We start from the raw sequence: 21,801 nt of genomic DNA on the forward strand, positions 1-21,801 counted from the left end.
TAGTTAATGACACAAATTAATGCTGTAAACGAAATTAGATATTTTTTCTGACAAATTCAAGTTTTAAATTATGGTGAATAACTAAAAACACTATCAGTTTTTTTAAACTTGACCGAACTAAAAGCGTTATAAATACTCATTTTTAATGACTGTCTTTTAGTAGTTTTTTAGGAAATTTAGCCTTAAACCTATTTAATCTAGGAATAGATACATTTTTAATATACGGATGGTTTGGGTGTAGCTTTTCGTAATTTTGATGATAATCTTCGGCCACCCAAAATTTTTGAAACGGATAGACTTCGGCGGCAATTTTGGCATTTAGCTGTTTGGCTAAAGCCGCTTTCTTTTTTAAAATGATTTGTTTTTGGCCCTTGTTTTGATAAAAAATAATCGAGCGGTATTGCGAGCCGTGGTCTGGACCTTGACCATTAACTTGGGTTACGTTTTGCGATGCAAAATACACATCAACCAAGGTTTCAAAACTTACCACTTTGGGGTCGTAAATAATTTCGACGGCTTCGGCGTGTCCGGTTCTTCCGGTGTTACTTGATTCGTAAGTTGGGTTTTTTGTATGGCCACCAGCATATCCCGAAATAGATTCGTCAACGCCTTTCACGCTTTCGTAAATGGCTTCGACACACCAAAAGCATCCACTTGCGAAATAGGCGCGTGCTTTTCCGTTTTTAATGGGCACTTCAATGGGTTCTGCGTTAATTACGGCTTCTTGTTTTTTGTTGACTTGTGCTGTGTTTTGGCAACTGATTAATAAGGTGATTGCCAATATTGGGAGAATGTGCTGCATAACTCGTGTTTTTTCTTTTTCTATAGACGTATAAAAATACGAAACCTTAATGGGTTTTGTATAAAAGTTGATTTTAATGCTTGAGTTTCCCTTCCTTGGAGGAAATTAAGGAGTGGTTTTTTAATCTTTAAGTTTGCTAAGTTTAAATTAAACAGTACCCATTGTGCATTTTGAATGAGAAAAATATCAAAATGTCAATTCGAGTGATTTTGAGGCACGAAAAAGTGTATCGAGAATCAGTTTCAAGTTAAAATTCTTATTCTCGATACAAATTTTACTCATTTCAATCGTAAAATTCACTCGAATTGACATAATTTTCAAAATGCACAACGGGTTAAAAAATTTGTTTGATTACTTAGCATTCAATTTTCAAGTACACGGACTGTATGCGGACTAATTACTATCAACTGCTGACCGGTGCGTTAGGGATTGCAGAGGAAATCCTTTTTAAAAAATGGGAAGCATTAATTTTGTTGAGAACTAATATTTAACAGATTGCCACGTCGTTGCCTCCTCGCAATGACGTTTTAAAAAGATTGTAGCGTAAAGCCCGACCCGATAGGGTAACGCCCAAAGTATTGCGCATAAAAAAAGCCTCCAAAATTGAAGGCTCTTTACATATAGGTTTAAACTGGAATTAAAGTTTTGCTAACATTTTTTCCATTTTTGTTTTTTGCTCTTCGGCCAAGGCAGCATCTACTAAAATACGGCCACTGTGCTCGTCGGTAATAACTTTTTTGCGCGATGCAATTTCCACCTGAACTTGTGGCGGAATGGTAAAGAAAGAACCGCCAGAGGCTCCTCTTTCAATAGGTACAACCGCTAAACCGTTTTTTACGTTTTTACGAATTCTGGTGTAAGCGGCAACCAGACGTTCTTCGATTTGCTTTTTGTATTCCTCGGATTTTGCAATTAAGGCTTGCTCTTCTTTTTCGGTTTCTGCCAAAATAGCATCTAACTCACTTTTTTTGTGTTTTAAGTGGTTTTCACGCTCTTTGACACGCTCTTTTGTTTCGGCAATAATTTCTTTTTTCTGCTCTATTTGAGCCTTGAATTCTTTTATGTGCTTTTCGGCCAATTCAATTTCCAATTCTTGAAATTCAACTTCTTTGGTCAGCGAATTGAACTCTCTGTTATTTCTAACGTTTTTTTGTTGCTCGCTATACTTTTTTATTAGGGCTTTAGCTTCTTCAATAAGGTTTTTCTTTGAAGCGATGTCGTTATCGATAACTTCTAAACTTGCATTAAGTTTTTCTAACCTAATGTTTAGTCCAGCAACTTCATCTTCTAAATCGCGAACTTCTAAGGGAAGTTCTCCACGAACATTTCTTATTTCATCTATACGAGAGTCGATGAGTTGTAAATCGTATAAAGCTCTTAAGCGCTCTTCTACAGTTACTTCTTTCTTTTTAGCCATACTTTAAAAATACTTAACAGGATTGGTATTTGTGTTTGATAAAACGACTGCAAAATTACTAATTTTTTTTGTAAGATAGGCTACTAAAAGATTTTTTGTGAACTGTTCGCTCTCATAATGCCCAATATCTGCCAAAAGTATACGGTTTTCGGCCATAAAAAAATCGTGATATTTTAAATCGGCAGTAATAAACGCATCAGCTCCAGCGGCTTTTGCAGCTTGAATGGCAAAACTGCCCGAGCCACCCAAAACAGCTACTTTTTTAATGGGTTTATTTGGTAATGATGAATGCCTAATGCAGGCGGTATCCATTTTGGTTTTTACGTAATTTAAAAAATCTTGAGCGTTCATTGGTTCTGTAAATTCGCCAATCATTCCCATGCCAATGTTTTGGTTTTTGTTTTCCAGGGTTGTTATTTCGTAGGCCACTTCTTCATAACTATGGGATTTAAATAGCGCTTTAAGGATTTTTGATTCTAAATGTTTCGCATAGGTTATGGTGATTTTGGTTTCCGCTTCGGTGTGTAGTACGCCCTTTTCGCCAAGACTTGGATTTGAATTTTCGTTGCCTTGGTAAGTACCCAATCCTTCAACATTGAAACTACAATTGTTATAGTTGCCAATACTGCCTGCACCGGTTTCAAACAAAGCGGCTCTTAATTGTTCGGCCTCTTCTTTTGGTACGTAAGTGGTTAGTTTTTTTATGCTTTCGCTTTGTGGAATTAAAATGTGTTTGTTGGTAAGTTCCAATTGGTTGCATATCATATCGTTTACCCCTTGTAGCGCATTATCCAAAGCGGTATGAATGGCATAAATGGCTATATCGTTTTTTATGGCTTTTAAAACCACACGCTCCACATAGTTTTTACCGGTGAGCTTTTTTAAACCTTTAAAAATAATAGGGTGGAAGCTTACAATAAGATTGCAGTTTTTTTCAATGGCTTCATCTACAATGGTTTCAAGTGTGTCTAATGTGACTAAAACACCCGTGATTTTTGTGTTTTTGTCGCCCACTAAAAGGCCTACATTATCAAAATCTTCGGCGTAAGCCAAAGGTGCAAGTGCTTCTAAATGATTTATGACGTCTTGAACTATCATATTATTTTTGGTATGGATTATAAAACAAATATAAATATTATATTTTCGTAGCTGTGAAGCTAATTAGAAAAATATTATGGCCCGTTGTTCCCATTTATTATGCCGTAACGTGGTTGCGAAATAAATGCTATGATTTGGGAATTAAAAAATCCGTATCGTATCATTTTCCTGTGCTCTGTGTTGGTAATTTAAGCGTTGGTGGCACCGGAAAAACACCCATGATTGAATATTTAATTAAGCTGCTAAAAGATGATTTTAAAGTGGCTACGTTAAGCAGAGGTTACAAACGAAAATCGAAGGGATTTCAATTGGCCGATGTAAATTCGACGGCTGAATCTGTTGGTGATGAGCCGTTTCAGTTTTACCATAAATTTGGAAATGATGTTGCGGTTGCGGTGGATTCGGATAGAAAAAACGGAATTAAAAACTTAAGAAATATAGAGCAGAAGCCAGACGTTATTTTGTTGGATGATGCTTTTCAGCACCGCAAAGTAAAAGCTGGTTTTAATATTTTGCTAACCACTTACAACAACCCATTTTATTCAGATTTTGTATTGCCAACGGGTAATTTGCGCGAACCCAAAAGCGGTGCAAAACGCGCAAATATTATTGTGGTTACTAAATGTCCGACGGATTTGGGAGATGCTGAGAAAGATAATATCTTATCTAAGATTAGCCCAAAACCTTATCAGCATGTTTTTTTTAGTGCGATAGCTTATTCAAATGAGGTTTTTTCGAATGATGCTTCAAGGAAACTTGAAACCTTATCAAACTTCATTTTGGTTACGGGTATAGCCAATGCAAATCCTTTAGTGGATTTTTTGAAAAGTAAAGATTTGGTATTTCAACATTTGAATTTTAAAGACCATCACGAGTTTTCGAAACAAGACATTCTTCTTTTAGAAAAGCAACCGTTAATAATTACAACCGAAAAAGATTTTATGCGTTTAAAGCCCTACGAATCGTTAAAAACTAAATTGTTTTATTTGCCGATAACCGTTGTAATAGACCATGAAACCAAGTTTAATGAGTTAATTAAACAGGCTGTTAAGCGCTCGTAGTCGTGTCTTTTTTGGGAGCCAATGCGTTGTAAAGTTTTTTCTCAAACTCATCTTGTTTGAATGGTTTTGGAATAATATCTGTAAAACCAGCTTCTTCAAACTCTTGCATTTTATCTTCAATGGTAACGGCGGTTAAAGCGAAAATGGTTAGTTCTTTATCAAAACTTCTCACCAATTTAGTCGCTTCAATACCACTTATTCCAGGCATGTGGATGTCCATTAAAATAATGTTATAATCGTTGGTTTTAATCATCTCAACGGCATCTTCACCGTTATCAATAATATCACATTTAAGATTCATTTTAGTAAGAATCTTTTTTGTAATCATTTGATTTATTTTATTGTCTTCAACCACTAAGATTTTAACATTACTTAAATCTATTTCATTCGTATCTCCATTAAAATAAGTTGGTGTTTTTTCCTTGGATTCCTCTATGGCTGTGTATGTTAAAGGGATTTCAAAATAAAAAGTAGTTCCTTTACCCAATTCACTTTTTAAGTAAATATCACCCTTTAAAATGTCTATTAACCCTTTTACAATTGAAAGGCCTAAACCGGTACCGCCATATTTTCTGTTAATTTGTATGGAGCCTTGAGAGAAACTTTCAAACATGTGGTCTTGTTTTTCTTGGCTGATACCAATACCGTTATCTTCTACTTCAAAGCGCAATGTGTAATTGTTGTTGTTTTGGTCTATTTTATAAACCCTAATCCAAATATCGCCATCTTTGGTAAATTTTATCGAATTACCAATGAGGTTTATTAGTATTTGGGAAATCTTTAATTGATCTGCGATAAAGTTTTCGGGTAAATCGCTATCGTACTCAAAATGGATTTTAATATTGTTGTCTAAAGCAGAGTTGTTTAGCGCTAAAACAATGTTGCTTATTTTCTTTTTAAGATTGAAAGCTTCAGGTTCGATATCAACTTTATTAGCTTCAATTTTATTTATTTGAAGAATATCATTTATAAAAGTAAGCAGATAATCACCAGAGAATTTAAGCGATTTTAAATGCTGGATTTGTTCGGGCTTTGGGTTTTCGTCCAACAACATATTGCTTAAACCCGTAACGGCATAAAGCGGCGTACGTAGCTCATGGGTTACGGTAGACAGAAAGTTGGCTTTGGTTTTTGATGCTAATTCTGCTTTTTCTTTGGCTACAATAAGTTCCGCATTTTTTTTATGCAGCATATTATTGGTTTTTAGCCTTATGTTGTTGTTTTTGTAAAGCGATAGGGTTAGCAATGATAATATGGTAATGAGCGCCACACTTAAAATTGATATTAAAGTACTTAAATCGTTTTTATTGTTGGCTTCTTCAAGTTTTACCGCTTGTTTTTTGTTTTCTAAAATTTGATCGGTCATTAAATACTGCACCTTTTTATCTGGCGATAAATGGGCACGTTTAACCGCTCTTAGCGAATCGGACAGTTTTAAGTGTGCTTCTAAAAAATTTCTTGAGGTTTTATAGTTTCCAATACTATTGTTAATATCGCTTAAAATTAAATACCCTTCGTTTAAAATGCTGGCATAATTTTCATTTTTGGCAATTTGTAAACCTTCTTCGGTAAATTCTAAAGCTTTTTCATGATCACCTAAAGCACTATAAATTTTCCCATGGTTAACTAATCCGTTACTTTGGGTTTTTAAATAATTGTGCTTTTTGGCGAGTACAATAGCTTGTTCGTTAAGTACTCTTGCTTTTCTAAAGTTTTTTAAGCGCATATACGTTTCCGCTTCACGAAGTAAAACCTCGCCTAAGCTTTCGCTCAATTCTTCTTCTTCAAATTTAGATTTTGCAGCTGTATATTGGTCTAAAGCTTGGTAATAATCCTCTTTTTTAAAATAAACATCTCCAAAAGTTTTATAGGAATACCCAATATTAACATTGTCGTTTATAAGGCGCTGTATTTTTAATGCATCATTAAGCGATTTTATGGCATTATCTTCCTCTTCAATAATAAGTTGTAACTTACCTTGTATGGTATAAATAATCCCTTCGCTTTTTTTGTCGTTAGCTTTTATGGCAGTTTCTAAGGCTTCTTCAAGTTTTTTTCTAGCCTCGTAATAGTTATAGTTTTCTATATCGTATTTGGCCTGGGTAATACGGTAATTAATGTTGTTTTGGATAATTTCAGGGTCGTCTTCAACGGTGTTTTGGGCACAAACGCTGAGGCTTATAAACATTAAAAATGGATATATGTAGTTTTTTATCTGGAGCATTTTTATTCAATATTCATGACAAATATAATTATTTTATCGACAAAAGAGTGTTTTTTTCCGATAAGTTGCATATTAAGTCAATAATTCGTTTAGAATATCCGGTTTCATTATCGTACCAACCTATTATTTTTACCATGTTTCCAATGACGGATGTCATTTGAGAATCAAATATACAGGAATGCGTATTTCCCACAATATCGATGGAAACTATGGGGTCTTCCGTATACTCTAAAATATTTTTATAATGATGCTTTGATGCTTCTTTAAATGTGCTGTTTATGGTTTCGATGGAAACTTCATTTTTTACATTAAATGTTATATCGGTTAATGAGCCATTAATTACAGGAACCCTAATGCCACAACCCCCTATAACGTTGGCAAGATCGGGAAAAATTTTTGTTAACGCCTTGGCTGCTCCCGTTGTGGTTGGAACAATAGATTGACTTGCTGCCCTGGCACGACGTAAATCGCGATGTGGCTGGTCGTGTAAACTTTGGTCGGTTGTGTACGAATGCACCGTTGTAATGTAGGCCTGATTAATGCCACATAGCTTATCGATAATATCAATCATTGGTGCGGCATTGTTGGTAGTGCACGAGGCGTTGGAGATGATGGTTTCCGTACCATCAATAATGGCATCATTTACTCCAACAACTATGGTTTTAATATCATCTTCAATTGGCGGAACACTCAAAATCACACGTTTTGCACCATTATTAATATGATGTTGTAAATCGGTTTTCGTTTTAAATTTTCCTGAAGCTTCAATGACAAAATCAAGATTAAAGGGCAACCAATCAATATGTTTGGGATGATTGAAATTTAATAAGGGTATGCTTTTATCATTTACAATAATGTGATTGTCATCAAAAGTAACGGTGCCATTAAAAAGCCCGTGTACACTATCGTATTTAAGTAAATGATTTAAAGTTTTGCTATCGGCTAAATCGTTAATAGCAACAACTTGTATGTTTTTTTGGTCTTGAAGTAGTCTAAAAACTCGTCTGCCAATTCTTCCAAAACCATTAATGGCAACTCTAATCATATTAATTTATATGTTTTTGAGCTTTGTAAGATGAACGAACCAAAGCACTACTTTCTACATGGCGAAAGCCTAACTCTAACCCGATGTCCTCAAATTCTTTAAATTGATCTGGGTTTATAAATTGTTTTACGGGCAAGTGTTTTTTACTGGGCTGAAGGTATTGCCCAATGGTAACCACATCTACATCGTGTGCTTTTAAATCGTGAAGAGTTTCAATAACCTCTTCTCGAGTTTCGCCCAAACCAAGCATAATACCAGATTTTGTTCTGCGTTGCCCTTGTTGTTTTAAATATTTTAAAACCCCTAAACTTCTATCGTATTTAGCTTGTATGCGTACCTCACGGGTTAAGCGTCTAACTGTTTCAATGTTGTGTGAAACCACTTCTGGTGCCACATCAATAATTCTATCAATATGCTGCTCGACACCCTGAAAATCTGGAATCAAGGTTTCCAAAGTCGTTTCAGGATTCATTCGGCGTACCGCTTTCACGGTTTCTGCCCACATGATGCTTCCCATATCTTTTAAATCGTCTCTATCCACACTGGTTAAAACCGCATGTTTAATTTTCATGAGTTTAATCGAGCGGGCTACCTTTTCGGGCTCATCCCAATCCACGGTTTCCGGTCGCCCTGTTTTTACGCCACAGAATCCACAAGAACGTGTGCAGATATTACCTAAAATCATAAAAGTTGCAGTGCCTTCGCCCCAGCATTCTCCCATGTTCGGGCAGCTTCCCGAGGTGCAAATGGTATTTAATTTGTATTTATCAACCAAACCTCTTAGTTCGGTGTATTTTTTTCCCGTTGGAAGTTTTACACGAAGCCATTTTGGTTTAGCTTGACGTTCTGGTAGTATATTTGAAGCTGTATCTGTATTCATCTAATATCAAATTTCAATGTACAAAGATACAAAGTATCTATTAAAAAGTATCTTATAAAGTGGTTAGATACCAAATACTGAATCCTATTAAAAAAACAATACCCAACCAACTTAAAACGTGTAATTGTTTTGATGGTCGCCATACTTTGGGCGTGTGCTTGCTCGAAATTAATGTATAATTGGCAATGGCGTAAAAGGGTGCTGTAATAAACGATAAAATGGTGGCAATTTTTATAAGCAAGCCCATTTCTGAAGCGAAAAAGAAAAAGATGGCAAGCGTGCCAATGGCCAATAAGGCTATCCAAAAAGTATAATTAAATTTTGATGTGCTGCTAAAAAGTAGTTGACTGGATTTTTTCATGGCTCGAGGCGAGGCGTCCAATGTGGTTAGCGTTGTACTAAACATGGTTGTAAATGCCGCAATACCAATAACCACATAGGCCCAATTACCTAAACTTACGGTGTACATATTTATAAGTTGCCCAGAAAAAACACTTGCAGAATTGCTAAATGTTTCTCCACTGTTAAACATTACTAAAGTGCCTAAAAACAAAAATCCTATACCTAAAACTATGGTGCTTACATAACCGACATTAAAATCGAACAAAGCCGATTTTGTATGGTAATTTTTGGTGTCTTTGTTTTTTTCGATGGACCAAAGCGATTGCCATACCGCAACATCCAAAGGGGCGGGCATCCAACCCATAAATGCGATTAAAAAGGTTATTTCTATGGCGTTTTCCGGAAGTATTTGTTTAAAAGAAATAGGCGTCGAGTTATCCATCAAAGCCATGGTAACTGCAATTATAGTACTTATGGTTAATGTGACGATTATAATTTTCATCAACCTGTCCAACAATTTGTACCTTCCAATAATCAATAAGGATAAACAGATAGTTAAAATAATCACAGTCCAAATTTCTGTACTCGTAACCAATCTGTTTCCTATTTTAAAAGTTTCAAAATCACCAAAAAGCGTGGATGCTAACCCCGCAGTTACAATAGTTACAGCGGCCTGAATTGTAAACATGGTGGCTATGTTTAAAATAAAGTAAACGGCTAAAACGAATTTACCTAATTTATGGTAGCCATCTAATAGGCTTTCTCCTGTTGCCGTGGCATAACGCGGACCGAATTGAAAAAACGGATATTTAAATATGTTTACCAAAAGCAAAGCCCAAACCAAACCCAAGCCAAAATCGGCACCTGCACGCGTAGATTGCACTAAGTGAGAAACGCCAATGGCGGCACCTGCAAATAATAAACCCGGGCCAAGGTTTTTGAGTTTGCTAATCATTATTTTTATTAATAATCTCAGCCAGCAACTTTTTAGCGCGCAAAAGCTTCACCTTTACATTATTAATGGGTTCTTTAAGTTCTGCTGAAATTTCTTTGTAACTTAATTCTTGAAAATATCTTAAATTGATTATCTCTTGATAATGAGGTTTCAGTTTTTTGATATCTCGAAGCAATTTGGCTAAATGTTGCTCGGTAATAAGCTTATCTTCAGGTGAAGGCGATTCATCTAAAACTTGAAAAGCATCGCGGTCGTTTGTGGAAATGACCTGGGAAATTGAATTTTTTTCCTTCCGCAGTAAATCAATATGAATGTTTTTTGAAATGGTAATCAGCCATGTTTTAAATTTGTACGATTCGTCGAAAGTTTCAATTTTATCAAAAGCTTTCGAGAATGTTTGTATGGTAATATCTTCGGCATCATTTTCATTCTCGGTACGTTTTAATTGAAATCCATAAACACTATCCCAAAATACATCTAACAAATAATTAAAGGCTTTTTGGTCGTTTTTTTTGGCAAGTTTAATAGCTTTCTCTATTTCCAATGGTTAGGTTTTGAAACAAGATTGTTTATAAAGATAGTTAATTGCAATATAATTAAAAAGAATTCTAAAATGGGAAAAAAGAAAATGAGGTCTTTTTCGTCCAGTTTTTTTGATGAAAACCCCAAAGCGAAATATTGGGCTATAATTCGAAGTAAAAATAAAGAAAGCACGACCTGCAAATTGAATTGGAATGCTAATAAAATGATGGCTAAAATCCAGAATAGAAAGTTGAAAACGTAGATTGAAGCCAATAAAACTTTGTGGTTTTGCTTGTAATGTTTGGCAGTGGAAATGTGGCGTCTTTTTTGCCTAATCCATGATTTGTAATTGGTTTCGGGATTAGATGTTGTAAAACTGTTTTTTGAAAAACAAATTTCGGTATTTCTGCTATTAGCGGCTTCGTTGATAAATAAATCGTCGTCGCCCGACCGAATTTTCATGTGATTCATAAAGCCACGAACCTTAAAAAAATCTGTTTTGGTGTAGGCTAGATTTCGGCCAACACCCATGTAAGGCATGCCCAATTTTGCAAACGAAAAATACTGAATGGCGGTAATAAAGGTTTCAAACCGGATGAGTTTGTTTAAAAACGAATTTTTAATTTTTGCATAAGCGCCATATCCCAAAACAATGGTTTTATTTGTGCTGAAATGTGAGACCATTTCTGTAATCCAGTGTTTTGAAACAGGCTTGCAATCGGCGTCGGTAAATAATAAATGATTGTGTGTAGCCGCTTTTATTCCAAGCGTTAAGGCGTATTTTTTATTGCCCCAAAAAGCTTCGATATTTTTTACATCAACTAATTTTATATTGCTGTGTTTTGATGCAAAAGCTTTCATAATGTTTAACGAATCGTCTTGCGAGGCATCATTAATCAAAACAATTTCAAAATTGTGATAATCTTGTTCTAAAATGGAAGGTAGGAATGTTTTTAGATTTTCGGCTTCATTTTTGGCACAAATAATAACCGAAACGGGTATGTTTTGTGAATCCGTTTCTTGATGTTTCAAAAAAGCAAATCGTCCTAAAAAAAATAAATAATATAAAATTTGAAAAAATACTACAACAATGAATGCGTAGCACAAAAAGTCCAAAATACCCATGAAAATTTACGAATGTTGAGGCTCGTTGCAGTCTTTAAATTGGTCTGGTGTTTTTCCGCAAAATCCACAAGCTTCACCGTCTTTATTAAGCATTGGGTTTTGGCTAGCGCAAGTACCGGCAAATTCACCGTCTTTTTTAGCCCAAAGTTTTATGGCTATTCCGGCAATTCCTAATCCTAATAAAATAATGGTAATTAATAGAAGTTTCATGGTTTTAAATTTTATGCAAAGATAATGATTTTGCCTCTAATTTTTAAGAAATATGAAGGCATTAAAAAGCCTCATTTTAAAAAAACTAAAATGAGGCTTTTGTTTATTAGGTTGCTATTAACCTTAATGTAAACTAACTTGTGCCACAGAGTTTTCTACCGAAGCAACACTATTGCCTCCTTTGGGTTCTATGGTGATTTTTAATGCTAGTGCATCTTCTGTGTACGGTAACGATTTAAGTTGTCTGTCTGCTTCACTTAAAATACCTAAACTCACCATTTTCCCTTGTAGTTCAGCCCAAATTTGGTAGCACTGTTCTTCTGGTAATTGCGGTAAGGATACCACATCAATCATCGATGTTTTTTCTTTAGGATTTATGTACGCCACCGTTTTTAAATCTTTGGCGCGCTCATTACCTTTTATAATATATTTCTCGGTTTCCGGGTTGTTAAGCTTTAAAAGCTGTCGCATCACATCGTCGAGCATTTTGTTGTTTTTCGCAATATCGCTACGTAAATCGAAAATTTCATCAACAACTACCTGGTTTTCTTCTGAAAGTTTCTGATTTTGAGTGTAAAACAAATACGATGTTCCGGCAAAAATCAATGCAGCAATACTGGCTGCCACACTAAATCTATACCATTTTTTTGATCTGTACGATGTTTTTAATTTAACAACGGGTTTCTCGTCAAGCTCTTCCAAAATGTTATTTAGGATGCTTTTTGGCGCTTCAACAGCATTACTTTTAGCAACTATTTCCAAGTTGTGTTGTAAGGTGTTGTAGGTGTTTTGTACTTCTGGGTATTTTGAAATATAGGTTTCAACCTTTTCTGTTTCGGCAGAAGTGGTATTACCTAAAAGATATTTTTCCAATAGGCCAGAATTTAAAAAAGTATTTATTTTCTCATTCATGACGTTATTCATTGCGGATTATAGATTTTTTTCAATTCTCTTAATCCAATTTTTAATCTCGATTTTATAGTTCCCAGCGGAATATCTAATTCTTCACTGGCTTCTTGTTGGGTCATGCCCTCAAAAAAGAGAGCATTAATTACTATTTGATATTTTTCATCTAAGCTACCAAGGTGTTTTTTTATGTCTAAAACATCCTGATTTAATTCTCCAAATGATACTTTATATACGGATGAAGTTTCTATTTGGACTTCTTTTTCGGTTTTATTCTTTAAAGAGCGGATTTTATCGATAGCCGTATTGTAGGCAATTCTGTACAGCCAAGTAAACAGTTTTGCTTTGCTTGAATCGTATTTTTTCGAGTATCTCCAAATCTTTACAAAGGTTTCTTGCAGTACATCTTGCGCCGTCTCATCGTCCGCTATTACCTTTTTAATAACGCCATATAAGGCATCTGCATAGTTTTCATACAATAGCGTAATGGCTTTTTTGTCGCCATTTTTAAGCAGCGTAACGATGTCTTTTTCTATGGGTGTTATCAAGTTGAATTTGGTTTAAACAAGATGTTTATAGGTTAGTAATGCCATCAAAGTTATAAATTTCTTTTTAGATTATAAGATATTTACTTCGGCTTCTATTGAAATACCAAAGAGTCTTTTAATCGTTTTTTGAATTAGTTTTGAAAGATTTAGAATATCAGAACCTTTGGCGTTTCCGTAGTTTACAAGAACCAAGGCTTGTTTTTTGTGTACGCCATAATCGCCAAAACGCTTGCCTTTAAACCCTGATTTTTCAATAAGCCAACCGGCTGGTATTTTTATTTCATCTTCAGAAATGGTGTAACTTGGGATATCCTTGAAATTTTCAGCCAACGCTATATAATCTGCTTTTGAAACTATGGGGTTTTTAAAGAAACTACCACTATTTCCTATCTCTTTTGGATTGGGTAATTTGCTTTCGCGGATGGCTATAACAGCCTTTGAAACATCCTGAATGGTTGGGTTTGTAACGCCCATTTCTTCAAGTTGGGTTGTAATGCTACCGTAGGCAATATTAAGCTTGTGCGCTTTTTTGGTGAGTTTAAAAGTAACGCTTGTAATAATGTATTTTCCTTTTTCGTGTTGTTTGAAGATGGAATTTCTGTAACCAAAATCACAATCGGTTTTAGAGAACGATTTTATTTTTTTGGTTTCTAAAGAAAGTCCTTCGCACGACACAAACGTATCTTTTAGCTCCACGCCATAAGCACCAATATTTTGAATGGGCGCCGTACCCACGTTTCCGGGGATTAAGGATAAATTTTCAATGCCCCCAAAATTGCGTTTTAAACACCAAAGCACAAATTCGTGCCAGTTTTCGCCGGCATTGGCTTTTACGGTTACTGAATTTTCATCTTCAGAAATTACCGAAATGCCTTTTAAATTAACATGAATAACCAAAGCTTCTTGGTTTTTGGTAAGCAACATATTACTGCCTCCTCCTAAAATAAGCTTGTTTGGATACGCACTTCGCGCTAAAACTTCTTTTAACTCATCGAGGTTTGAAACCGCTACAAAATGTTTTGCAAGTACATCAATACCAAAAGTATTGTATGGTTTTAAAGATATATTTTCTTTTATCTTCACTAGTCCTTATAAACTTTTAAAGCTTCTTTTAAAATATTTACAGCTTTAATTAAGCTTTCCTTTTTAAGTACGTAAGCAATACGAATTTGGTTTAGGCCAACACCCGGAGTTGAGTAAAATCCACCTGCCGGGGCAACCATTATGGTTTCGCCATCCACAGCAAAATCTTCTAAAAGCCATTGCGCAAAATCATCCGAATTTTTAACAGGCAATTCGGCAATGCAATAAAAAGCACCTTTTGGTTTGGCTACTTTTACGCCATCAATTTTTTGTAATTCAGCAATTAAAATATTTCGGCGGTCTACGTATTCCTCAATCACGTCGTCAAAATAACTTTGAGGTGTTTCCAAAGCGGCTTCGCTTGCAATTTGAGCTAAAGTTGGCGGACTTAAACGTGCTTGTGCAAATTTTAATGCCGTTTGAATTACGGATTTGTTTTTAGACACCAAACAGCCAATTCGTGCGCCGCACATGCTGTAGCGTTTTGAAACCGAATCAATCATAATGGCATAGTCGTCCAAACCTTCAGCTTGCATTACAGAGTAATGTGTGTTGCCATCGTATGCAAATTCTCGGTACACTTCGTCGGCAATTAAAAACAAATCGTGCTTTTTAACAATAGCAGCCAATTTTTGAATTTCTTCTTTGGAATATAAGTAACCTGTTGGATTTCCAGGGTTACAAATTAAAATAGCCTTAGTTTTTGGGGTGATTAATTTTTCAAATTCTTCAATAGGAGGTAATGCAAAATTATCTTCAATTTTAGAAATAACAGGCACAACATTAACGCCCGAAGCTGTTGAAAACCCGTTGTAATTGGCATAAAAAGGCTCGGGGATAATTATTTCGTCATCCACATCCATAATGCTTCCAAAGGCAAATAACAAGGCTTCACTGCCACCCGTGGTTACAATAATATCGTCGTGAGCAACATGAATATCATGCTTTTTATAATACGCCGATATTTTTTGCCTGTAAATTTCAGAACCTTCAGATCTTGAATAGGCCAAAACATCAATATTACTGTCTTTAACAGCTTGCAATGCTATTTCTGGCGTTTTAATATCGGGCTGCCCGATATTTAAATAATATATGGATTTACCTTCTTTTACCGCTTGTTCGGCAAACGGGACTAATTTACGTATAGGAGATTGTGGCATTAACTGCCCTTTTTTGGATATTGTTGGCATTTAAAATGTATATTAATATGCAAAGTTGAGAAAATTATCTTAAAGTTTTTTTAAAAAACAGCTATAAATCTTAAAGCTAAAATAAAGATTAGTAAATTGAAGAGAGAAAAATATATTTAACCCACATGAAAAAAGCCTTAGCTCTTATTTTATTGATTTTTAGTTTGAGTAACGCTGTATATTCTCAGGGAAAATTTATTATTCAAAATAAAAAAAGGTCGGATAAAATAAAGTTTAAGCTTATAAATAATTTAATTGTTATTCCTGTTGAAATTAATGGCGTTGAACTATCTTTTTTGTTGGATACCGGGGTTAGTAAACCCATCATTTTTAATTTTTTAAATGTGTCCGATACCCTAAAAATTAAAGATACCAAAAAGATATATTTAAGGGGTTTGGGCGAAGGCGAATCGGTTGAGGCTTTAAAATCCAGAAACAATGTGTTTAAAGTGGGCGATGCCATTAAGTTAAACCAAGATTTGTATGCGGTATACGATGCCAATTTAAATTTTGCGCCAAGGTTAGGCGTTCCGGTACACGGGATTTTGGGTTTCGATTTGTTTAAAGATTTGGTTGTGGAGATAAACTATGCGCATAAATACATCAGAATGACAGAGCCCAAGAGTTACCGATATAAAACTTGTAAAAAATGCGAAATATTTAGTTTAGAGTTTTACAACAACAAGCCTTATATTAATGCTAAGGTTAAAATAAAAGACAAACAAATTCCTGTAAAACTATTGATTGATTCTGGTGGAAGTGATGCCTTATGGTTGTTTGAAGATGATACATTGGGCATAGTTTCCAATAACCGGTATTTTGAAGATTTTTTAGGGCACGGACTAAGTGGCAGTGTTTATGGAAAGCGTTCTAAAATTGATGAATTTTCACTAAAAAGCTTTGTACTTAAAAGGGCAAATGTTGCTTATCCGGATTCTTCTTCTATTTCACATGCAAAAAAAATAACAGGACGTAATGGCAGTTTAGCTGGTAATATTTTAAAGCGCTTTAATGTTATTATGGATTACCGAAATGCCAAAGTAACCTTTAAAAAGAACGGGCATTTTAAGGAGAAATTCAGTTATAATAAGAGCGGTATCGAGTTGGCCCATAATGGTGTGAGGTTTGTAAAAGAAAGAGAAAGTTTTGTTCCAAATAACAATTTAAGCAACGATACCAACCAAAATGGGACAAGAATTGTTTTTGATTCGCGGTACAAGTTTTCATTAAAACCAGCGTACGCCATTGTTGAGTTGCGCGTAGATTCTCCGGCGCACCGAGCAGGATTAAAAAACGGCGATGTTGTGTTGTCCATTAACGGTAAACCGGCACACCAATATACCTTACAGCAATTAATGTATTCGTTTTATGACGACGATGGAAAAAAAATAAAACTGAGAATAGATAGAAACGGCAGGGTTTTAAACTACTCGTTTCTGCTTGAGGATTTTTTTCAATAAAAAAAGTCTGAACAAAAATAGTGTTCAGACTTAATTTTTATAAGGTTTCAGGAATTATTACTGCTCCATAACACTTTTGTTTTTCTTATCAAGTACACTTGCTTTGCTAGTGTCTACAACAAGACCTTTAATTTTTAAGGCAACCGTTGGGGTTTCAGCATTAGAGATAACCGTAATTGTTTTTCTAATGGGGTTAACACGATTGGTGTCGTATTTTACCTCAATTTTTCCCGTTTGGCCTGGTAAAACCGGTCCTTCAGGTTTTTTAGGTATGGTACAACCGCAAGTAGAAGACACTTTCGAGATTATAAGAGGCGCATTTCCTGTATTTGTAAATTCAAATACACGTACACCATCAGCTCCTTTTTCAATAGTTCCATAATCAATTGTTTCCGATTTAAACTCTATTTTAGCCACTTTTTCTTGGGCGTTTAAAGAGAAACTAATCAGTCCGATAAATAAAATTGTAATTAATTGTTTCATTACTTTTAATTTTAAATTCATGTCAAACATAGGCACTTTTTCCACAATCTGCAAAAATAATAGACGTAATGCACGTTTGTTAACATATTCAACTTAGTTGTAAGTACATACCACTTTTCGGTTTATATATGAAAACCATTGAGATTTAGCTTATCATTAAATGCCCATTACGGGCTTTCACAGAAAAAGAAATATAAGTACTTTTGCACATCAATAATGTTCAAAAACTATTCCAAAGTATGCAAATTCCATCAAAATACGATGCCAGTCAGGTAGAAGGTAAATGGTACGATTACTGGATGAAAAACAACTATTTTCATTCAGAACCCGATGAAAGAGAGCCGTATACCATAGTAATCCCGCCTCCAAATGTAACAGGCGTATTGCACATGGGGCATATGTTGAATAACACCATACAGGATGTGTTGATTCGTCGTGCGCGTTTGCAGGGTAAAAATGCCTGTTGGGTTCCGGGTACAGACCACGCATCTATTGCAACCGAAGCTAAAGTTGTAGCAAAGTTAAGGGAGCAAGGTATTGATAAAAATGACTTATCGCGTGATGAATTTTTGAAGCACGCTTGGGATTGGACGCACGAATACGGTGGCGTGATTCTCGAACAGCTAAAAAAACTAGGTTGTTCTTGCGATTGGGATAGAACAAAATTCACCATGGATGACGATATGAGTGAAGCCGTTATAAAAGTTTTTGTCGATTTATATGAAAAAGGCCAGATTTACCGTGGTTACCGTATGGTAAATTGGGATCCAGAGGCAAAAACAACATTGTCTGACGAAGAGGTTGAATATGTTGAAAAACAAGGAAAATTATATTACGTAAAATATAAAGTTGAAGGAAGTAATGAAACTTTAACCATTGCTACCACACGCCCTGAAACTATTTTGGGCGATACCGCTATTTGTATCAATCCGAATGATGAACGTCACCAAAATTTAAAAGGCAAAAAAGCCATTGTACCCATTTGTAACCGCGTGGTTCCTATAATTGAAGATGATTATGTTGATGTTGAATTTGGTACGGGATGCCTTAAAGTAACACCGGCACACGACGAAAACGACAAGGTTTTAGGCGATAAGCACAAGCTTGAAGTGATTGACATTTTTAACGAAGATGCAACTTTGAATGCCTTTGGATTGCATTACGAAGGTAAAGACCGGTTTGCGGTTCGAAAAGAAATCGTTAAAGAACTTGAAGAAAACGGACAAATCCTTAAAATTGAAGATTACAACAATCGTGTTGGTATTTCAGAACGCACCAAAGCCATTATAGAACCACGATTGTCGGATCAATGGTTTTTAAAAATGGAAGATTTGGCAAAACCAGCCATTGAAGCGGTTTTAGGTGAAGATGCTGATATTAAGCTGTTTCCTAAAAAGTTTGAAAATACCTATCGCCATTGGATGGAAAACATCCGCGATTGGAACATTTCGCGTCAGTTACTTTGGGGGCAACAAATTCCCGCATACTATTACGGCGAAGGAAAAGAAGACTTTGTTGTTGCCGAAAGTATAGATGAAGCACTACAGAAAGCTAAAGTTAAAACCAATAATCAACAACTAACCATCAACGATCTGCGTCAGGAAACCGATGCGCTCGATACCTGGTTTTCATCGTGGCTGTGGCCCATAAGCGTGTTTGATGGCATTAGAAACCCCGAAAATAAAGACATAAAATATTACTATCCAACCAACGATTTGGTTACCGGCCCCGATATTTTATTCTTTTGGGTAGCTCGTATGATTGTTGCGGGCTACGAGTATAAAAACGAAAAGCCTTTCGAGAATGTATATTTAACCGGTTTGGTACGCGATAAGCAACGCCGTAAAATGAGCAAATCTTTGGGGAATTCGCCCGATGCCTTAAAATTGATTGAAACGTACGGCGCCGATGGTGTTCGTGTTGGGCTATTGTTGAGTTCTGCCGCTGGAAACGATTTAATGTTCGATGAAGCCTTGTGCAACCAGGGCAAAGGGTTTGCCAATAAAATATGGAATGCCTTTAGATTGATTAACGGCTGGGAAGTAGCGAATATTGAGCAACCTAAATCTTCTAAAACGGCTATTGAATGGTTTGAAGCTAAATTCCAAAAAGCTTTAATTGAAATTGAAGACCATTTTAGCAAATACCGGTTGAGTGATGCTTTAATGAGTATGTATAAGTTGATTTATGATGATTTTTGCGGATGGTTCTTAGAAATGATAAAACCAGCCTATCAGCAACCCATCGACAAGAAAACTTGCGAAGCGGCCATTTCTATTTTAGAAAACAATTTGAAAATATTGCATCCGTTTATGCCATTTTTAACTGAAGAAATTTGGCAACATATTACAACACGTTCGCCCGAGGAGGCTTTAATTGTTTCTAAATATCCAGAGGCAAAACCTGTTAATGCGGATATAATTTCAGAATTCGATTTTGCCGCCGAGGTTATTTCGGGTATCCGTACCATTAGAAAACAAAAAAATATTGCCTTTAAAGATGCGATTGGGTTTTCTGTAATAAATAACGAAAACGCCACCAAAACTTTTGATGCGCTTATAGCTAAACTGGGCAATCTCGAGGCTGTTAACTATGTTAACGAAGCTGTTGATGGTGCCCTAACTTTTAGAGTAAAATCTAACGAGTATTTTGTGCCTATGTCAGGAACTATTGATGTTGAGGTTGAGGTTAAAAAGTTAACTGAAGAATTAAACTATACTGAAGGTTTTTTAAAATCGGTGCAAAAGAAACTGTCTAATGAGCGTTTTGTTGCGGGTGCGCCAGAACAGGTAGTTGCAAGCGAGAAGAAAAAAGAAGCCGATGCTTTGGCAAAAATAGAAACCTTAAAAGCGAGTTTGGCGAGTTTGAAATAGGTTTTTTTTGAAGGTTTGGTTTATGGCAAGCATGTGGCTCGTAGCTGTGCTTAAGCACTATGTGTCTGGTACACAATATTCTCGTCAGTTTTATTTAGTATTTTTCAAATACTTGTCTATTTCTTTTATGCAATCTCGATATTTCTGAATTCTGTTTTCGCTTGTTCTTTTGTAAGAAGCCAATATGTTTTTGAATAATTTATTTTGATAGATTTCTTTGTCTTGCTTTTGGGCTGTGGTAAGATCAAAATTGTTTTTTACATAAGGGTAATAATCTTGCATATAAAGACTTCTTGAAATTTCATCAAAAGACTCAACCCATTTATAGTATTCGTACAAATTAACTATTCTTTTTTTAACGTTAAATTCTTTAATAAACCGTATGTCGCCCGATTCGGTAAGTGTTTGGAAAGAATTCTTCCTAAAATAAACCCCACCCAGATTTAGAAGTTCAATGGATAAACGATTTATTTTTTCATAACCCTTGTCATCATTTAAAAGTGAAAATATTGTGTCGAATTTTGCAATATTTAATTCTCCATGTGTCAGTGCTGATTTGAGCGAGGCCTTATTAAATTTTGCTTCATCTATAATTTGTTTTAGATGTATATCGACAGTTTTGTTTTGCTCGTTTTCAGTTGAGCATTGGTTTAGTTGAAATGCTATTAAAATTCCAATAATTACCACCAAGAATTCCAATCCGTGGTTCAACCAGTTAATATGTGCCTTTCTTTTTTTCATTCATTGTTATTATAGAGTATCTAAAGATAAAAATTTGTTTTTATGATAATAAACCCATTGATTGTTAATCCAAATTATGATTTTATTCTAACAAAGTCAATTTATATCGCCTTTAAAATATGTTTTTACATTGACAATAAAATCTTTATTTTGCTTTTAGTTTAAGTTTTAAAAACGACATTATGGCATTTTTTTAACTTAAAAACTGTCAAATATTCATAAAAACACACAAAATACCTTATTATCCCTTGTGGCATTCTATTTGCTAAATTAAAGGTGAAATACAATGAGATTTCGATGAGATTTAATGTTTAATTTAAAATTTTGTAATTATGAGCAACTTAGTTAATGTTCCTAAAAACGGAAATTTATCAAACACTAATTCAAATGTAGGTTTCCCAAATTGGTCAAGTTGGTTAGATGATGTTTTTAACAGAGAACTACCATCGGTTTTTAATTCAAACTTCAATACAGGTATCTCTTTACCTAAAGTAAATATAAAAGAAACAGCCGATGATTTTGTGGTAGAAATGGCGGTTCCGGGATTAAAAAAATCAGACTTCCAAATTGATCTTGAAAATCAAGTACTTTCAATCTCTACAGAAACAAAGGAAGAAAACGAGCATAAAGAAGAAAATTATACACGTAGAGAGTTTGGCTATTCCTCATTTAAAAGAACGTTTACCTTACCGGAAAGTGTAAACGAAGATAAGATTGACGCACGTTATAATGATGGTATTTTAAGCATATTATTGCCTAAAAAAGAAGAGGCTAAACAAAAACCTCCACGTACTATTAAAATTTCGTAATAGTAAACATATTATTTAATGATTTAT

20 protein-coding genes are annotated in these 21,801 nt (G+C 35.0%); 4 read left to right on the plus strand and 16 right to left on the minus strand.

Annotated elements, in window-relative coordinates:
* Positions 1-142: 142 nt before the first annotated feature.
* The 3 genes from msrA to RNZ46_RS10330 form a co-directional block, all read right to left on the minus strand.
* Entirely contained in the window at positions 143-802 is a 660-nt protein-coding gene (gene msrA, locus RNZ46_RS10320; protein ID WP_316982123.1) for a peptide-methionine (S)-S-oxide reductase MsrA, read from the minus strand.
* Between the two features lie 637 nt (positions 803-1,439).
* Positions 1,440-2,219 (minus strand): zinc ribbon domain-containing protein, encoded by a 780-nt coding sequence (locus RNZ46_RS10325; protein ID WP_316982124.1) that lies wholly within the window; start codon positions 2,217-2,219, stop codon positions 1,440-1,442.
* A 3-nt stretch (positions 2,220-2,222) separates the two neighbouring features.
* The gene (locus tag RNZ46_RS10330; RefSeq protein WP_316982125.1) at positions 2,223-3,317 is read right to left on the minus strand and encodes a Nif3-like dinuclear metal center hexameric protein; all 1,095 of its coding nucleotides are present in this window, start codon (positions 3,315-3,317) and stop codon (positions 2,223-2,225) included.
* A 53-nt stretch (positions 3,318-3,370) separates the two neighbouring features.
* Between RNZ46_RS10330 and lpxK the strand changes: the two genes are divergently transcribed.
* The gene (gene lpxK, locus RNZ46_RS10335; protein ID WP_316982126.1) at positions 3,371-4,378 is read left to right on the plus strand and encodes a tetraacyldisaccharide 4'-kinase; all 1,008 of its coding nucleotides are present in this window, start codon (positions 3,371-3,373) and stop codon (positions 4,376-4,378) included.
* Here lpxK and RNZ46_RS10340 read toward each other — a convergent pair.
* From RNZ46_RS10340 to RNZ46_RS10390, 11 genes are all read right to left on the minus strand, one after another.
* Entirely contained in the window at positions 4,365-6,602 is a 2,238-nt protein-coding gene (locus tag RNZ46_RS10340) for an ATP-binding protein (RefSeq protein WP_316982127.1), read from the minus strand. The two genes, lpxK and RNZ46_RS10340, sit on opposite strands and share 14 nt — an antisense overlap.
* 28 nt (positions 6,603-6,630) lie before the next feature.
* Positions 6,631-7,647 (minus strand): type I glyceraldehyde-3-phosphate dehydrogenase, encoded by a 1,017-nt coding sequence (gap, locus tag RNZ46_RS10345; protein WP_316982128.1) that lies wholly within the window; start codon positions 7,645-7,647, stop codon positions 6,631-6,633.
* A gap of 1 nt (position 7,648) precedes the next feature.
* Positions 7,649-8,527 carry a lipoyl synthase gene (lipA, locus tag RNZ46_RS10350; RefSeq protein ID WP_316982129.1) on the minus strand — a complete coding sequence of 293 codons (879 nt, stop codon included), beginning with the start codon at positions 8,525-8,527 and terminating at the stop codon, positions 7,649-7,651.
* 52 nt (positions 8,528-8,579) lie between these two features.
* Entirely contained in the window at positions 8,580-9,824 is a 1,245-nt protein-coding gene (locus RNZ46_RS10355) for an NRAMP family divalent metal transporter (protein WP_316982130.1), read from the minus strand.
* A complete protein-coding gene (locus RNZ46_RS10360; RefSeq protein WP_316982131.1) occupies positions 9,817-10,368 on the minus strand; it encodes an RNA polymerase sigma factor in 552 nt (183 codons plus the stop codon). Before RNZ46_RS10360 ends, RNZ46_RS10355 begins: the two co-directional genes overlap by 8 nt.
* Entirely contained in the window at positions 10,359-11,471 is a 1,113-nt protein-coding gene (locus RNZ46_RS10365; protein WP_316982132.1) for a glycosyltransferase, read from the minus strand. The genes RNZ46_RS10360 and RNZ46_RS10365 overlap by 10 nt, the downstream gene beginning before the upstream one ends.
* Positions 11,472-11,477: 6 nt before the next feature.
* On the minus strand, positions 11,478-11,681 hold the full coding sequence (locus RNZ46_RS10370; protein ID WP_316982133.1) for a membrane or secreted protein: 204 nt from the start codon (positions 11,679-11,681) through the stop codon (positions 11,478-11,480).
* Between the two features lie 123 nt (positions 11,682-11,804).
* A complete protein-coding gene (locus tag RNZ46_RS10375) occupies positions 11,805-12,593 on the minus strand; it encodes an anti-sigma factor (protein ID WP_316984986.1) in 789 nt (262 codons plus the stop codon).
* 8 nt (positions 12,594-12,601) lie between these two features.
* Positions 12,602-13,135, minus strand: a complete 534-nt coding sequence (locus tag RNZ46_RS10380) for an RNA polymerase sigma factor (protein ID WP_316982134.1) — start codon at positions 13,133-13,135, stop codon at positions 12,602-12,604.
* A gap of 69 nt (positions 13,136-13,204) precedes the next feature.
* Positions 13,205-14,218 (minus strand): UDP-N-acetylmuramate dehydrogenase, encoded by a 1,014-nt coding sequence (murB, locus tag RNZ46_RS10385; RefSeq protein ID WP_316982135.1) that lies wholly within the window; start codon positions 14,216-14,218, stop codon positions 13,205-13,207.
* Entirely contained in the window at positions 14,218-15,408 is a 1,191-nt protein-coding gene (locus RNZ46_RS10390) for a pyridoxal phosphate-dependent aminotransferase (protein WP_316982136.1), read from the minus strand. Before RNZ46_RS10390 ends, murB begins: the two co-directional genes overlap by 1 nt.
* Positions 15,409-15,533: 125 nt before the next feature.
* On the opposite strand from RNZ46_RS10390, the gene RNZ46_RS10395 reads away from it, so the two are divergent.
* Complete coding sequence (locus tag RNZ46_RS10395) at positions 15,534-16,868, plus strand: aspartyl protease family protein (protein WP_316982137.1); 1,335 nt, start codon at positions 15,534-15,536, stop codon at positions 16,866-16,868.
* A gap of 57 nt (positions 16,869-16,925) precedes the next feature.
* Here the strand turns inward: RNZ46_RS10395 and RNZ46_RS10400 are convergent, their stop codons facing one another.
* A complete protein-coding gene (locus RNZ46_RS10400; RefSeq protein ID WP_316982138.1) occupies positions 16,926-17,351 on the minus strand; it encodes a DUF1573 domain-containing protein in 426 nt (141 codons plus the stop codon).
* Between the two features lie 239 nt (positions 17,352-17,590).
* On the opposite strand from RNZ46_RS10400, the gene RNZ46_RS10405 reads away from it, so the two are divergent.
* Positions 17,591-20,224, plus strand: a complete 2,634-nt coding sequence (locus tag RNZ46_RS10405; protein WP_316982139.1) for a valine--tRNA ligase — start codon at positions 17,591-17,593, stop codon at positions 20,222-20,224.
* Positions 20,225-20,314: 90 nt separating this feature from the next.
* Here the strand turns inward: RNZ46_RS10405 and RNZ46_RS10410 are convergent, their stop codons facing one another.
* The gene (locus tag RNZ46_RS10410; RefSeq protein WP_316982140.1) at positions 20,315-20,965 is read right to left on the minus strand and encodes a hypothetical protein; all 651 of its coding nucleotides are present in this window, start codon (positions 20,963-20,965) and stop codon (positions 20,315-20,317) included.
* 332 nt (positions 20,966-21,297) lie between these two features.
* Between RNZ46_RS10410 and RNZ46_RS10415 the strand changes: the two genes are divergently transcribed.
* The gene (locus RNZ46_RS10415; RefSeq protein WP_316982141.1) at positions 21,298-21,774 is read left to right on the plus strand and encodes an Hsp20/alpha crystallin family protein; all 477 of its coding nucleotides are present in this window, start codon (positions 21,298-21,300) and stop codon (positions 21,772-21,774) included.
* Positions 21,775-21,801 lie beyond the last annotated feature (27 nt).

Source organism: Hwangdonia lutea, assembly GCF_032814565.1.
GTDB classification, from domain to species: domain Bacteria; phylum Bacteroidota; class Bacteroidia; order Flavobacteriales; family Flavobacteriaceae; genus Hwangdonia; species Hwangdonia lutea.

What these genes read in the sequence shown, in the direction of transcription:
- msrA (WP_316982123.1), bottom strand. Translation starts at nt 802, where the DNA reads ATGCAGCACATTCTCCCAATATTGGCAATCACCTTATTAATCAGTTGC.
- RNZ46_RS10325 (WP_316982124.1), bottom strand. Translation starts at nt 2,219, where the DNA reads ATGGCTAAAAAGAAAGAAGTAACTGTAGAAGAGCGCTTAAGAGCTTTA.
- RNZ46_RS10330 (WP_316982125.1), bottom strand. Translation starts at nt 3,317, where the DNA reads ATGATAGTTCAAGACGTCATAAATCATTTAGAAGCACTTGCACCTTTG.
- RNZ46_RS10340 (WP_316982127.1), bottom strand. Translation starts at nt 6,602, where the DNA reads ATGCTCCAGATAAAAAACTACATATATCCATTTTTAATGTTTATAAGC.
- gap (WP_316982128.1), bottom strand. Translation starts at nt 7,647, where the DNA reads ATGATTAGAGTTGCCATTAATGGTTTTGGAAGAATTGGCAGACGAGTT.
- lipA (WP_316982129.1), bottom strand. Translation starts at nt 8,527, where the DNA reads ATGAATACAGATACAGCTTCAAATATACTACCAGAACGTCAAGCTAAA.
- RNZ46_RS10355 (WP_316982130.1), bottom strand. Translation starts at nt 9,824, where the DNA reads ATGATTAGCAAACTCAAAAACCTTGGCCCGGGTTTATTATTTGCAGGT.
- RNZ46_RS10365 (WP_316982132.1), bottom strand. Translation starts at nt 11,471, where the DNA reads ATGGGTATTTTGGACTTTTTGTGCTACGCATTCATTGTTGTAGTATTT.
- RNZ46_RS10370 (WP_316982133.1), bottom strand. Translation starts at nt 11,681, where the DNA reads ATGAAACTTCTATTAATTACCATTATTTTATTAGGATTAGGAATTGCC.
- RNZ46_RS10375 (WP_316984986.1), bottom strand. Translation starts at nt 12,593, where the DNA reads ATGAATGAGAAAATAAATACTTTTTTAAATTCTGGCCTATTGGAAAAA.
- RNZ46_RS10390 (WP_316982136.1), bottom strand. Translation starts at nt 15,408, where the DNA reads ATGCCAACAATATCCAAAAAAGGGCAGTTAATGCCACAATCTCCTATA.
- RNZ46_RS10395 (WP_316982137.1), top strand. Translation starts at nt 15,534, where the DNA reads ATGAAAAAAGCCTTAGCTCTTATTTTATTGATTTTTAGTTTGAGTAAC.
- RNZ46_RS10400 (WP_316982138.1), bottom strand. Translation starts at nt 17,351, where the DNA reads ATGAAACAATTAATTACAATTTTATTTATCGGACTGATTAGTTTCTCT.
- RNZ46_RS10405 (WP_316982139.1), top strand. Translation starts at nt 17,591, where the DNA reads ATGCAAATTCCATCAAAATACGATGCCAGTCAGGTAGAAGGTAAATGG.
- RNZ46_RS10410 (WP_316982140.1), bottom strand. Translation starts at nt 20,965, where the DNA reads ATGAAAAAAAGAAAGGCACATATTAACTGGTTGAACCACGGATTGGAA.
- RNZ46_RS10415 (WP_316982141.1), top strand. Translation starts at nt 21,298, where the DNA reads ATGAGCAACTTAGTTAATGTTCCTAAAAACGGAAATTTATCAAACACT.